This window comes from Microbacterium sp. Soil_C_42, assembly GCF_057656735.1.
The window spans coordinates 40,717-53,873 of the sequence record NZ_JBDGJU010000006.1; the positions used below are offsets into that span (position 1 = coordinate 40,717).

Below are 13,157 nucleotides of genomic sequence, written 5' to 3' on the forward strand. Positions count from 1 at the left end.
TTGCTTGCGAACACGGCGCATCATTGGTTCAATGGGCAACCATAAGTCGCGCGTGTTTCGGGTGATCAGGCAACACCACACTCCAGGTGCCCAACCGTGTCTTGGATCAAAGGAGAACCATGCCCAATCCTCACTCGCCCATCCCCGCACCATCCGCCGCTCAGGCGGTCGGGCCGTCGTCGCCAGCCCCTTCCCGGGTGCGGCTGACGGTCGTCGGTGCGCTCGTTGGAACGATTGTCGAGTACTACGACTTCGCGATGTATGGCTACATGGCGGTGTTCCTGTCAGCAGCCTTCTTCTCCACTGAGGACCCGCTCAGCGGGCTGCTTCAGACGTTCGCAGTCTTCGCGGTCGCGTTCTTCGTCCGCATCCCGGGCGGGATCGTGTTCGGCCACATCGGAGACAAATACGGCCGCAAGCGCGCGTTGTCTTGGACGATCCTCCTGATGTCGGCCGCGACCGTTCTCATCGGACTCATCCCCACCTACGCGACGATCGGAATCTGGGCAACCCTGTTCCTCATCCTGCTCCGTGTGCTGCAGGGCTTCGCGGCGGGAGGTGAGGTCAGCGGTGCGAACACCATGGCTGCCGAGTCTGCGAGCCCGCGGCGTCGGGCCACCGTCACCGCTATCGTCGGCACCGGAACCTTGATCGGCGCGGCTCTGGCATCGACGATCGCGCTCCTGCTGACGACGTTCGTCCCGGCCGATGAGATGGCCGAATGGGTCTGGCGAATCCCCTTCCTTATCAGCCTCCCTATCGGTGTCATCGGCCTCTGGATCCGTCGCAGGCTCGACGACAGCCCGGTCTACAAGGCTGTCGCGAAGAGCGAGGAGAAGGCCAAGCTGCCGATCGCGACCATGTTCCGCGTGGCTCGTCGTCAGGTGCTCGTGATGATCTTGCTCGGCGGGCTGATTACGGGCGGCTACTACACCGTCACTGTCTTTGTGGCCAGCTATCTGCAGACCACCATCGGTCTGACCGCCCAGGAATCGTTCATCTCGTCGACGATCAGCCTCATCGTCGGCGTCCTCCTCATGCCGTTCGGAGGCATGCTCGCCGACCGCTTCGGTCGACGGCCGATGCTCTTCATCGGATCCGGCTCGGCTATCGTGCTGGCCATCCCCATGTTCATGCTGATGGGCACCGGCGTGCTGTGGCACGCGATCGTCGGCCAGACCGTGCTGTACTCGGCTTACATCGTCGTCAACAGCACAATCTGGTGCGCGTACGCTGAAAGTGTCCCGACGTCGGTGCGCTACACCGCGATGGCATTCTCCAACAACACGACGAATACGCTCCTGGGTGGAACTGCCCCGTTCATCGCGGCCTTGCTCATCAGCGTGACGGGAAACCCGCTGGCTCCGGCGGGATACTTCATGTTCTGCGCGGTTCTCACATTCGTTGGTGCGCTCTTCTACCGCGAACGACGCGGAATCGACCTCAACGCCATCGAGACCTCGGATCCCGACCAGGTGCCTGTCGCTGGTCGAGCGGGCTGACCAGACGACCGACTTGCCAGGGCCTCAAGCGCGTCGCTTGAGGCCCTTGGTATAGACGTGCGCAGCAGCTCCAGTCCAGCACCGGCAGTTTCTGGAGTTGCTCCGCCCAGGGCTGGTCCGCCCGAAGCGCGTGCAAGAGTTGCGGATCTTGCGGTCGTCGGCGATCGCCGGAAGAACGGCTGGTCGGAGGGCAGAAGGATGGCCCGGGTCAAGTTCGTGCTACCGCTTGAGCCGCTCGTCGTCCGCACGGTCTCTCCCCGAATTCTGTCCGAGACGCAGCGCATTCAGATGACCTCTTCGCGACCCTTCTCACTTGTCTTCAGGTTTGCCCACTGCCGGCAGCCACGCCGTCATCCAGACCTCACGTCGACGCTAGAGGCTGGTCCGCGGCTCGGCCAGCCACCACCAGAGCGACACCTCGATCCAAGTGTCCCGATCAGCGGCTGCTCACAGTGCCGGACAGTCTCGCGATCGGAGCGAGGACGAGCGGACGCGCCGCGACCCAGGCCGCGACGATGACGACGATGGACGCTACGAAGAGCCAGAATCCGGCCGGATTGCTCGCGTACGCGACCCCGTCGGCCGAGCCTTGCGCCGCGTACATATGGTTGAGGTTGCGCAGGGCTCCGGTCGCCAGCACCAGGAAGACGTGCGTTGCGATGAACACGAGGAAATAGAGCATCACGGGGAAGTGCACGGCGCGCGCCCACTCGACCGGATACGCCCGGTTTAGTCGCTGGGCCCGCTTCGGCCAGAAACTGCTCATCCGGTAACCCGATAGGGCAGACAGCGGCGCTGCGATGAACACGGTGACGAAGTATGCGAGCTGCTGAAGGGAGTTGTAATTGACCCATCCGTTCTCTGTCGGCCACTCGAGAGACACGTACTGCAACGCCGCCGAGAGGGCATTGGGGAACACCTCCCAACTCGTAGGGATGATCCGCACCCACTGCCCGCTGACGAACAACAGCACGACGAAGACAACCCCGTTGGCGAGCCACAGGATGTCGAGCGACTGATGGAACCAGATCGTCAAGCTGACCTTGCCGGCCGGATTCCGGCGTGGGGTCCAGAACGCCGTCGGACGCTTCTCGCGTCGCACCCGCAAGCCCGAGCTGATGATCAGCACCATCAGGAACGTATTGAAGAAGTGCTGCCAGCCGAGCCAGGCCGGGATGCCGACAGGCGCGCCGTCTGGCAGATGGTATTCCCCCGGGTAAGTCGCGAGAAAGTCACGCATGACCTCAAGCCCAAGCAACCACCGCACGCCGCCGACCACAACCGTAGCGAGGCCGATCACCGCGAGCACACCGACGACGATTGCGCCGGCCCACTGCTTCACGGTCAAGCCGGCGAGCTCGCGGCGGTTGGCGGGGCGTGCCGATGAGGTCGCTGTCGCCAGTGGTGGGGCGACCACAGGCTCCGGGATCGTCGCAGGCTCTGCAGCGGCGACGGGCTCCGCGGCGGCGACAGGCTCCTCGGTCCCGACCGGTTCAGGCGACGTGAGGAGCTGCGCGCTCCGACCAGGGTTCGATTGGACCGCGACGGTCCCCGCCGGGGGCCAGGGCTCCGAACCGGGTACGCGGGGCAGACCTCGACGCAGTGTGAGGCCGCCTCCTGCGACCGGCGCCGGGAGTGCGGCCGTGACGGCCTGGTCGGCTGACGGCGGCTCGGTCCGTGTGAGTGCGGGGGCCGCGGCGACCACCCGCGGCGGGGTCGGCCCGGCCACCGCGGTTGTCGAGACTGCGGATTCCGACGAGGTGGCACCGCCGACGGATCCGATCGCCGGGGGCCACGGTTCACCACCGGGCGTGCGGGGAAGTCCCCGCCGGAACAGCTGCTCGACCATGCTGCCCGCTACTTCTTCCGCGCTTCGAGCGCCGCAATGGCCTGCGGCACCACTTCGAACAAGTCGCCGACGATGCCGAAGTCGGCAGTGGCGAAGATCGGCGCGTCGGCATCCTTGTTGATAGCCACGATGTTCTTCGCCGTCTGCATCCCTGCGCGGTGCTGAATCGCCCCAGAGATGCCCAGTGCGACGTATAGCTCGGGAGACACAGAGACCCCGGTCTGCCCGACCTGATGCGTGGCTGGGATGAAGCCGGCGTCGACCGCCGCCCGAGACGCGCCGACGGCGGCACCCAGCGCGTCGGCGAACTCTTCGACCAGGACGAACTTCTCGGCCGAGCCGAGCCCGCGGCCGCCGGAGACGACCTTGGCCGCCCCGCGCAACTCCGGTCGCGACGAGGTCGCTTCTATGAGTTCGACCGGCCCGGCCTCGGCGGCTCGCGCACCGGACGGCGTCACATCGAGCGGCTCGACGCGGGCATCCGCGGCTTCGGCACGGGTTGCGACAGCGCCCTGGCGCACCGTGATGACCGGCGTGCCGTAGGTCGCGGCGGCGTCGACGAGATACCCCCCGCCGTAGACGGAGTGGTGAGTGAGGACGCCCTGGTCGTCTCGGGAGACGCCGACGGCGTCGACGAGCAGTGCCGACCTCGTGCGCACAGCGAACCTACCCGCGACGTCGCGCCCGATGACCGAATTCGAGATCAGCACCGCATCGGGCCCGATGCGCTCTGCGGCGCTCACGAGGGCGTCCACGAGCGGCGTTGTAAGCCGGGATGCATCAGCCTCCGCTTCCAGCACGATCGCTGCGCCCGCTTCAGCGGCGGAGCCGACGGCTGCTTTGGCGCTTCCGGGCGGGGCGGCGACGAGCGCGACGGGGCTGCCGATGGCGGAGGCCGCGCCGATCAACGCGGCCGTGCTACCCGCGGCTGTGCCGTCGGGAAGCACGTCGATCAGGACGAGAATCGGGTTCGCGGGGTAGCTCATCTCACACCAGCCTGTTCTGCACGAGGAACTCCACAAGCTTCACGCCGGCATCGCCCTCGTCCTCGATCTTGATGCCCGAAGCCCGCGGAGGTCGCTGAGCGACGGACGTCATGATTGCGCGGGGAGCCGCCGCCGGATCGGCTGAGACGCCAAGGTCGGCGAGGGTGAGGACGTCGAACGGCTTCTTCTTGGCGGCCATGATCCCCTTGAACGCCGGGAAGCGCGCGTCCGGGAGCGCCTCGGTGATCGAGATGACCGCGGGCAGCGCCGCGGAGACCCGGGACGACCCCATATCCGACACCCGGATACCGCTGACGCTATCGGCGGTGATGTTGACCGACGCGAGGCACGTCAGGGCAGGAACCTCGAGCAGTTCAGCCACCATCGAGCCGATCACACCCCCTGAACCGTCGGTGGACTGGTTGCCGGTGATCACGAGGTCGAATCCTCCACGACGGATCGCCGCTGCCAGGGCCTCGGCGGTCAGGCCAATGTCCGCGCCGACCAGTGCAGGATCGACGATGTGCACGGCCGACTCGGCGCCCATCGCCAGGCCCTTGCGGATCGTCGTGACGGCGCCCTCCGGCCCCACCGAGACCAGCGCGACCTCGGTACCGGGGTTCGCATCGCCGTACGCTAGCGCGACCTCGAGGGCGCGCTCGCCGATCTCGTCGAGCACTTTGTCGCTCGACTCTCGCTCCGCCAGCCCTGTCTCGAGACTCAGCCTTCGGTCCCCGTAGGTATCGGGGACCTCTTTCACCAACACGATGATCCTCATCTGCGGACTCCTTGTCGACTCACAGCCTGACCAGCTGCTTACCCCGGCTCTCGCCCCGCATCATGCGCACGAAGGCGGCTGGAACGCTCTCAATCCCTTCTGCGACGTCCTCGCGGAACTGCAGCTGTCCGTTCGCCCGCCAGGCGCGCAGGCGGCTCGCCGCCTCGGGGCGCCGCTCCCACCAGTCGTAGACGCTGAATCCCTGTACGCTGGCGCGGGTCTGGATGAGACGCGAGCTGGCTCGGACACCGTGGTCCGGCATTCCTGGAATCGAACTGATGGCGACGCGACCGACGATGGCCACGCGTGCTCGGACGGCAAGGTTCTCCAGGACGGCGTCGTGAATAGGCCCGCCCGTGCCATCGAAGAAGACGTCTACTCCGTCCGGACACAGTAGCCGCAGATCACCCGCGAGGTCCTGCGAGTCGCGATAGTCGAGCACCTCGTCGAACCCGATCTCGCGACACCAGTCGAGCTTCTCGCGGGAACCGGCGATGCCGATCACGCGGCTCCCCGCGTGCCTGGCCAGCTGCCCGGCGATCTGACCGACGGCGCCCCCGGCTGCCGAGACCACGGTGGTGTCTCCGGGCCGTGGCTTGCCGACCTCGAGCATCGCGAAGTAGGCCGTATACCCCGGCATCCCGCACCACGACAGCGACGACTGCGGCTCCGGGTCGTCGGGGTCGATCCGCGAGGCGCGCCCTGTTCCCGGTGCGTCGGGGGTGACGATGGCGTACTGCTGCCATCCGAGGTGCGGGCCCTCGAGGAGATCGCCGGGTGACCACGACGGATGTGCCGACTGCACGACGCGACCGATGCCGGGGCCGTCCATCAGGTCGCCGAGGGCCATGCCGGCCGCCGAGAGCTTGCCGCGCATATACGGCTCGACGGCGACCCACAGGTTCTCGACCAGCACCTGACCGGGGCCGGGTTCGCCGGCGTCCTCTTCCGCTACGGACCACAGGTCTTCTGTCACCTGACCATCGGCATACGCCGACAGCACCCATCTCTTGTTTCTCACGTCAGCTCCTTCTCCGCGGCTCGATTCAGAGGTGACGGATCGCCACAGTCCGGGTGTTCAGGTAGCACTCGAGCGCCTCGGGCCCGCCCTCCGTGCCGTATCCAGAGTCCTTCATGCCGCCAAACGGCAGCTCGGCCGAGGGGGCGGCGGCCATGTTGATCCACATCATCCCGACCTGCACCTTCCGACGAATCAGGTCGGCGTTCTTCAACGACGACGTGAATGCGAATCCGGCGAGCCCGTACGGAAGACGATTCGCCTCGCTGATCGCCTCCTCGAGGTCGTCGAAACCCCAGATCGGCGCGATCGGGCCGAACGGCTCCTCGTTGAAGATGCGGGAGTCCGTGGTCACGTCGGTCAGCACCGTGGGCGCCCAGAAGTTGCCGACCTCGCCCAGACGCACCCCGCCCGCCAGCACGACCGCGCCGCGCGCGACGGCGTCGCTCTGCAGCTGTTCCATGGCCTCCACGCGTCGCGTGTTTGCAAGGGGTCCCATTTCGGTATCGGGGTTCACGCCGTCGCCGACCTGCAGGCTGGCGGCGACCTCCGCGAATCGTGTCGCGAACCTCTCCTTCACCTCGTTGGCGACCAAGAATCGGGTGGGGCTAGTGCACACTTGACCCGCGTTGCGGAACTTCGCCCGGCTGAGCACCTCGGCCGCGAGCTCGACGTCGGCGTCAGCGCAGATGATCACAGGAGCGTGACCGCCCAGTTCCATCGAGACGCGCTTCATGTGCAAACCGGCGAGCCCGGCGAGCTGCTTGCCGACCGGGGTGGACCCCGTGAAGCTGACCTTCTGCACGATCGGGCTCGGAATGAGGTGCTCCGAGATCTGTTGCGAGTCACCGTAGACGACGCCGACGACGCCGGCAGGGACGCCAGCGTCCTGGAACGCTCGCACCAGGGCAGCGGGACTGGCCGGGGTCTCGTTCGGCCCCTTGATCAGGATCGAGCAGCCGGCGGCCAGGGCAGCTGCCAGCTTCCGGATCACCTGATTGATGGGGAAATTCCAAGGTGCGTAAGCAACGACCGGACCGACCGGGTCCTTGAGGACGACCTGCTGCACCGTGTTGTCGGTGCGGCTCGGCACGGTCCGGCCGTAGACGCGCAGGCCCTCTTCGGCAAACCAATCCGTGATGTCGGCGGCGGCCAGCGTCTCCGCGCGTGCCTCGCCGAGCGGCTTGCCTTGCTCCTGCGTCATCAGGAGCGCGATGTCGTCCACCCGCTCGCGCAGGAGGTTCGCGGCATGGCGCATGATCACGCCGCGCTCGGCGGGCGTCATCTCGCGCCAGATCTCGAAGCCGCGCTGGGCAGAGGCGAGTGCCGCATCGAGGTCGGCCGGGCTCGCCTGAGCGACATCGCCGATCGCGGCGCCGGTCGCCGGATTCACGACAAGGCGCGTTCGGCCGCCCTTCGCGTCCCGCCAGGCGCCGTCGATCAACAACTGGGTGTTGACATAGGTCATCTCTTGTCCCTTGTTCTCTAGTGCGTGATGTTGAGCGCGACGAGGAAACGCGACACCATGTTGTAGGCAGCGACGGTCGCGACCACATCCACGACTCCGGATGGCGCAAATCGGGCCTGCACCCGCTCCATCAGCGCAGCGGGCACGTCGATGTCGCGGGTCATCGCGTCGGTGAGTTCGAGCACGAGGCGTTCATCGTCGTCGAAGAGGTCGGGGTGCTGTGGCCAGCGGGTGACCGCATCGAGCTGCGCCTGGCTCACGCCGGCTGCCTGCGCATGCGGAGCGTGCGCGGCGAACTCGAAGGACGCGCGGTTGAGGACCGCCACGCGCAGGATGATCAGCTCCCGTAAGTTTGCCGGTGTCGTGGTGCGGTTGCGGACGGCGGTCAGCATCTTCTCCCAGCCGGAGGCGATGGCGGGGCTGTTGAGCAGTGCTCTGTACAGCACCGCGATCTCACCGCCCCGCTCGGCCCGAATCTCCTCCTCGACGGCTGCGAGTTCGGGCGCCGTGCCCGGTTCCACCAGCGGGACCCGGATGCCGCCGCTCACGCCGCGCCCTCGGCATCCAGAACGAGTCGACCGGGCACGCCGCCGCGGCGCAGGCGGTCGAGCGCCGCGTTGGCGTCGAGGAACGGCACTGTCTCGATCGGCAGGGCGTCGAGCCGACCGGTCTTCGCCAGGTCGATGAGCTCGCGCAGTTCCTCGACGGTTCCCACGTATGAGCCACGGATCACGGTGGAGCGTTGGACGAGTGGAACGAGCGGAAGGGTGATCTCGCCGCCGAAGAGTCCGACGATGACCGCTGTCCCCCCCTTGCGCAAACTGCCGATCGCGAACTCGGCAGTGGCGGAGACCCCGACGAAGTCGACGGCGGCCGACACACCGCCGAGCGCCGCGAGTCGCGGCACGCTCGCCGTGTCGGCCGGGTCGAGCACCTCCACTCCCGGCATCCCCTCGGCGAGCGCACGCTTGCCGGCGTCGATGTCCGCAACAGCGATCCGGCGATAGCCGAGCGCCCGCGCGATCAGGAGGGCGCTGAACCCGACCCCACCGAGTCCCACGATGAGCAACAGGTCCCGCTCGAGGTCGATCGTGATCTTCTTCAGCGCGCTGTATGCGGTGAGGCCCGAGCAGGCGTAGGTCGCGGCGAGCGCCGGCTCGATGCCCGTTGCGTCCACGAGGTAACGCGGGTGAGGCACCAGGCACTGCGTCGCATATCCGCCCGGACGTGCCACCCCGATCGAGTTCGGGGTCGCGCACAGGTTCTCGCGATCGTTCCGGCACTCCTCGCAGATGCCGCAGCCCAGCCATGGATAGACGATGTACGACCTGCCGACGGCCGAGGCGTCGACCGGCGCATCCGGTCCTACGCTGACGAGTCGCCCAAGCACCTCGTGGCCGAGCACCAGGGGCGGGTGAATCCCCCGATCGGTCAGATGGAAACGCTTCCCTCCGCCGAGGTCGTAGTAACCGTCCTGCAGGTGCAGATCGGTATGACAGACGCCGCAGCGCTGCACCTCGAGGATCACTTCAGCGCCGGTGGGCACGAGGTCAAGCCTGTCCTCGACGATCAGGGGCTGAGTGAAACTCTCGACGACATTGGCGCGCATCATGCTCTTCCTTCGTGGATCTCATCGGTTGGGAGCGGTTCGAGCGCGAAGCCGTCGCCGTCGCGGCGCAGGTAGCCGACGCCCGGCGCCGGCAAATGCCCCGTGCAGATCAGGGTGTCGGTGCCGCTGAAGCGCTCGAACACCGTGCGTCGTGTCTCCGACGACTCGACTGGGTCGACGTCCCGCACGAAGGCAAGGTCGGGGTCGGTGAACTGCAGTGCGACGTGGAATATATCGCCGGTCATGACCGCCAGATCCGCCTCGCGGCCGACGACGACCATGCTGTGTCCGCTGGTGTGCCCGTGGGTCGGCTCCAGTCGGACGTGGTCGTTCACGATGTATGTGTCGGCAACGATGCGCGCTCGGCCCGCCTCGATGATCGGCAGGATGCTGTCGGCAAATGGAGCGAAGTCGCCGCCGGCGTGCTTTCGCTCCGCCTCCGCGAGCTCGGTCGCCACGTAGATGTACTCGGCGTTCGGGAACGTGGGCACCCATTCGCCGTTGTGCAGCCGGGTGTTCCAGCCGACGTGGTCCGGGTGGAAGTGGGTGCAGAGGACGACGTGGACGTCCTCGGCCGCGAGCCCTGCCTCTGCGAGTTCGCTGAGGTAGCGATCGTCCGAGCGCAGGTGCCATTCCGGGCGGGGGCGCATCTTGTCGTTGCCCACGCCGGTGTCGATGAGGACGTTGCCCTGCGGGGTCCGCACGACGTAGGACTGGTACGAGAGGATGACGCGGTCGTCCTCGTCGAGGGCGGCCGGGCCGACGCGGTCGCGGTGGTCCTCGAGGAACTCCGCGGTCAGACCGGGCAGCATCTCCCGCACCGGCAGGAACGGTGCGATGAACTCGGTCAGCTGGTGGATCGTCAACTCGCCGACTCTGAATGTTCTGCTCATCCGGCCTCCCGCATCGTTGTCAGCAGAAACCTATCCGCAATTATCAACCAAAAGATGGTCCGCTTCACTGTTTCGGCTATCAGCGTGGCGTTCCGACGCCCAGTATATGGCTAACCATTGACTTGAGGGAAACGATTCGTCAGAATGTGGACATGCGAGCGCGCCTCGCATACCGCCGCACGCGGTGGGTTCCAAACGATTACGAGTTGCGAGACAGATGTTTCACCTCACCGAAGACCAGCAAGACATCAGAGATGGAGTCGCCGCGCTCTGCAAACGGTTCGACGACCATTACTGGATGGCGTGCGATGACGAGCACCGATTCCCCGCCGAGTTCCACCGGGCCATGGCAGATGAGGGCTGGCTGGGTGTCACGATGCCGGAGGAGTATGGCGGTGCCGGCTTCGGCATCAAGGAGGCCGCCGTCATCATGCACACCATTGCGTCGAGCGGCGGAGGCATGGCGGCGACGTCGTCCATCCACATGAACATGTTCGGCCCGCATCCGATGCTCGTTCACGGCACTGAGGAGCAGAAGGCGCGATGGATTCCGAAGCTGGTGAGCGGCGAGGACCAGGTGTGCTTCGGCGTCACCGAGCCCGATGCTGGCCTTGACACGACGAACATCACCACCTTCGCCCGTAAGGTCGAGGGCGGCTATCTGGTCAGCGGGCGGAAGATGTGGATCTCGACTGCGCAGGTCGCCAACAAGATCCTCCTGCTGACACGAACCGCCGCGCGCCCCGGGAACGGAGAGGGCAAGAAGACCGCGGGCATGTCGCTGTTCTACACCGACCTCGACCGTTCCAAGATCGAGGTGCGCGCGATCCCCAAGCATGGACGGGCCGCGGTCGACTCGAACGCGCTGTTCATCGACGACCTGTTCATTCCGGACAGCGATCTGATCGGCGAAGAGGGCCGCGGGTTCTACTACCTGCTGGACGGGCTGAACCCGGAGCGGGTGCTCATCGCGGTCGAAGCCATCGGCATCGGCCAGGATGCGCTGCGCCGGGCGACCGAGTATGCCCGCGAGCGCGTCGTCTTCGATCGTCCGATTGGCATGAATCAGGGCATTCAGCATCCCCTCGCGGAACAGTGGATCAAGCTGGAGGCGGCCCTGCTGATGGCCGAGCGCGCAGCGGATCTCTACGACGCCGGCGAGCCATGCGGCGCAGAGGCGAACAGTGCGAAGCTCCTCGGCTCGCGAGCGGGCTACGAGGCCTGCCAACAGGCCGTGCTGACCATGGGCGGTATGGGCTACTCGAAGGAGTACCAGGTCGAGAGGCTGCTCCGAGAGGTGCTCGTAACCCGGATCGGTCCCGTGACCGATCAGATGATCCTCAACTTTATCGGCGAGAAGGTCCTCGGCCTGCCGAAGTCCTACTGAACAGGGGGCAATGATGCCAGGGCTTTACTACGAAGAGTTCGAGATCGGCCAGTCGTTCGATCACGCCATCCGCCGCACCGTCACAGAGATGGACAACGTGCTGTTCTCCGCGCTGACGCACAATCCGGCGCCACTCCACATCGACGAGGAGTACATGCGGGGACACGAGTTCGGGCAGCGGATCGTGAACAGCGCGTTCACCCTTGGGCTGATGGTCGGCGTGAGCGTCGAAGATACGACGCTAGGCACCACCGTCGGGAACCTCGGCTGGAACTCGGTGCGATTCCCGCGCCCGGTCTTCCACGGCGACACACTACATGTGCGTACGACCGTGCTCGGCAAGCGGGAGAGTAACTCGCGCCCGGAGAGCGGCATCGTGACGTTCAGCCACGAGGCGTTCAATCAGGACGACGAGCTGGTGGGTGTCTGCGAGCGAGTCGCGCTCATGAAGAAGCGGGCCGCCACGTGAGCCTGCTTCCCCTCACCGGCATCACGGTTCTCGATTTCTCGAAGACCCTCGCGGGGCCCCTCTGCACCCAGACCTTAGGCGATTTGGGCGCCACGGTGATCAAAGTAGAGCCGCTCGGCGCCGGCGATGACACGCGCACGTGGCCGCCATTTCGCCAAGAAGGCCTGAGCGCCGTCTTCCTCAGCGTCAATCGGAACAAGCAGAGCATCGCGCTCAACCTCAAGACGGAGGAGGGGCGCGCGATCGCGCACCGCCTCGCCGCGACGGCCGACGTCGCCGTCGAGTCTTTCGGCACCGGCGTCGCGGAGCGGCTCGCCATCGACGCCGCGACCCTGATGGGACTCAACCCCCGTCTCGTTCACTGCACGATCTCCGGCTACGGGCGGCAAGGTCCGCTCAAGGATCTGGCGGGCTACGACGTCGTCCTTCAAGCGTTCAGCGGAATGATGTCGCTCACCGGCGAAAGCGGCGGCGGTCACATTCGCAGCCCCATTTCGCCGATCGACCAGGTCACCGGCATGCATGCCGTGACCGGCATCATGTCGGCCCTCATGCTCCGTGACCGGACGGGAGAGGGCGCAACCGTCGAGGTCAACCTGTTTGAGACGGCGATGGGGCTGCTGCGGTACAACTTCCAGAGCTTCTGGGAGCAGGGCGCGCAGCCGGAGCGCTGTGGCTCGACCCACGAGGGTCTCGCTCCCTATCGCGTCTTCGAAGCCTCGGACGGGCCGGTCCTCCTCGGCGTTGCAAACGACAATCTCTGGCGCAAGTTCACCCAGGCCGCCGAACTTGACCATCTCACGGACGACCCGCGGTTCCGGACCAACGCGGCCCGGGTGCGCAACCGCGTGGAGACCGAGAGCCTGGTGCAGGAAGCGATCGGGAAGCATCCGACGCAGCACTGGTCCGACGTCGCAGCGGCCAACGGCATCCCGTTCGCGCCCGTGAACTCTCTCGCAGACGTGCTCGCGCATCCCCACACTGGGGAGAGCGGGATCGTCATGGAGTATGAGCATGAGCGGGCCGGGTCGCTGAAAGCCATCGCGCTGCCCTTCGTCGTGGGCGGCGCTCGTCGCGAACCCGGGACACCGCCTCCGCTGCCAGGCGAGCACACCGATGCGGTGCTCGGCGGGCTCGGGTACACGACAGAGGAAATCAACGGGTTTCGCGCAGCAGGGGTGATCGCATGAGTGACGCG

12 protein-coding genes are annotated in these 13,157 nt (G+C 66.5%); 4 read left to right on the forward strand and 8 right to left on the reverse strand.

The annotated features are described in order from the left end of the window. Positions 1-197 precede the first annotated feature (197 nt). Positions 198-1,502, forward strand: a complete 1,305-nt coding sequence (locus tag AC3A46_RS05780; protein WP_487664250.1) for an MFS transporter — start codon at positions 198-200, stop codon at positions 1,500-1,502. A gap of 436 nt (positions 1,503-1,938) precedes the next feature. On the opposite strand, the gene AC3A46_RS05785 is transcribed toward AC3A46_RS05780, so the two are convergent. From AC3A46_RS05785 to AC3A46_RS05820, 8 genes are all read right to left on the reverse strand, one after another. Beyond that, entirely contained in the window at positions 1,939-2,844 is a 906-nt protein-coding gene (locus AC3A46_RS05785; RefSeq protein WP_487664367.1) for a cytochrome b/b6 domain-containing protein, read from the reverse strand. 515 nt (positions 2,845-3,359) lie between these two features. Next, positions 3,360-4,337: an electron transfer flavoprotein subunit alpha/FixB family protein gene (locus AC3A46_RS05790; protein ID WP_487664251.1), complete on the reverse strand. Its 978-nt coding sequence runs from the start codon at positions 4,335-4,337 to the stop codon at positions 3,360-3,362. A gap of 1 nt (position 4,338) precedes the next feature. Continuing rightward, positions 4,339-5,115, reverse strand: coding sequence for an electron transfer flavoprotein subunit beta/FixA family protein (locus AC3A46_RS05795; RefSeq protein WP_487664252.1), 777 nt, complete (start codon positions 5,113-5,115; stop codon positions 4,339-4,341). Positions 5,116-5,134: 19 nt separating this feature from the next. Continuing rightward, positions 5,135-6,136: an NADP-dependent oxidoreductase gene (locus AC3A46_RS05800; RefSeq protein WP_487664253.1), complete on the reverse strand. Its 1,002-nt coding sequence runs from the start codon at positions 6,134-6,136 to the stop codon at positions 5,135-5,137. Positions 6,137-6,161: 25 nt separating this feature from the next. Beyond that, positions 6,162-7,601: an NAD-dependent succinate-semialdehyde dehydrogenase gene (locus AC3A46_RS05805; protein ID WP_487664254.1), complete on the reverse strand. Its 1,440-nt coding sequence runs from the start codon at positions 7,599-7,601 to the stop codon at positions 6,162-6,164. Positions 7,602-7,618: 17 nt separating this feature from the next. Beyond that, positions 7,619-8,149: a carboxymuconolactone decarboxylase family protein gene (locus AC3A46_RS05810; RefSeq protein ID WP_487664255.1), complete on the reverse strand. Its 531-nt coding sequence runs from the start codon at positions 8,147-8,149 to the stop codon at positions 7,619-7,621. Then, a complete protein-coding gene (locus AC3A46_RS05815; protein ID WP_487664256.1) occupies positions 8,146-9,213 on the reverse strand; it encodes an alcohol dehydrogenase in 1,068 nt (355 codons plus the stop codon). Before AC3A46_RS05815 ends, AC3A46_RS05810 begins: the two co-directional genes overlap by 4 nt. After that, positions 9,210-10,103: an MBL fold metallo-hydrolase gene (locus AC3A46_RS05820; protein WP_487664257.1), complete on the reverse strand. Its 894-nt coding sequence runs from the start codon at positions 10,101-10,103 to the stop codon at positions 9,210-9,212. The genes AC3A46_RS05815 and AC3A46_RS05820 overlap by 4 nt, the downstream gene beginning before the upstream one ends. A gap of 217 nt (positions 10,104-10,320) precedes the next feature. Between AC3A46_RS05820 and AC3A46_RS05825 the strand changes: the two genes are divergently transcribed. The 3 genes from AC3A46_RS05825 to AC3A46_RS05835 are packed head-to-tail and all read left to right on the forward strand — an operon-like array spanning position 10,321 to position 13,149. After that, positions 10,321-11,490: an acyl-CoA dehydrogenase family protein gene (locus AC3A46_RS05825; RefSeq protein ID WP_487664258.1), complete on the forward strand. Its 1,170-nt coding sequence runs from the start codon at positions 10,321-10,323 to the stop codon at positions 11,488-11,490. A gap of 13 nt (positions 11,491-11,503) precedes the next feature. Next, entirely contained in the window at positions 11,504-11,959 is a 456-nt protein-coding gene (locus AC3A46_RS05830; protein ID WP_487664259.1) for a MaoC family dehydratase, read from the forward strand. Beyond that, the gene (locus AC3A46_RS05835) at positions 11,956-13,149 is read left to right on the forward strand and encodes a CaiB/BaiF CoA transferase family protein (RefSeq protein WP_487664260.1); all 1,194 of its coding nucleotides are present in this window, start codon (positions 11,956-11,958) and stop codon (positions 13,147-13,149) included. Before AC3A46_RS05830 ends, AC3A46_RS05835 begins: the two co-directional genes overlap by 4 nt. Positions 13,150-13,157 lie beyond the last annotated feature (8 nt).

Excerpts from the sequence above, each read along its gene's own strand:
- AC3A46_RS05815 (WP_487664256.1), bottom strand. The coding sequence starts at position 9,213 with ATGATGCGCGCCAATGTCGTCGAGAGTTTCACTCAGCCCCTGATCGTC.
- AC3A46_RS05820 (WP_487664257.1), bottom strand. The coding sequence starts at position 10,103 with ATGAGCAGAACATTCAGAGTCGGCGAGTTGACGATCCACCAGCTGACC.
- AC3A46_RS05830 (WP_487664259.1), top strand. The coding sequence starts at position 11,504 with ATGCCAGGGCTTTACTACGAAGAGTTCGAGATCGGCCAGTCGTTCGAT.
- AC3A46_RS05795 (WP_487664252.1), bottom strand. The coding sequence starts at position 5,115 with ATGAGGATCATCGTGTTGGTGAAAGAGGTCCCCGATACCTACGGGGAC.
- AC3A46_RS05825 (WP_487664258.1), top strand. The coding sequence starts at position 10,321 with ATGTTTCACCTCACCGAAGACCAGCAAGACATCAGAGATGGAGTCGCC.
- AC3A46_RS05790 (WP_487664251.1), bottom strand. The coding sequence starts at position 4,337 with ATGAGCTACCCCGCGAACCCGATTCTCGTCCTGATCGACGTGCTTCCC.
- AC3A46_RS05805 (WP_487664254.1), bottom strand. The coding sequence starts at position 7,601 with ATGACCTATGTCAACACCCAGTTGTTGATCGACGGCGCCTGGCGGGAC.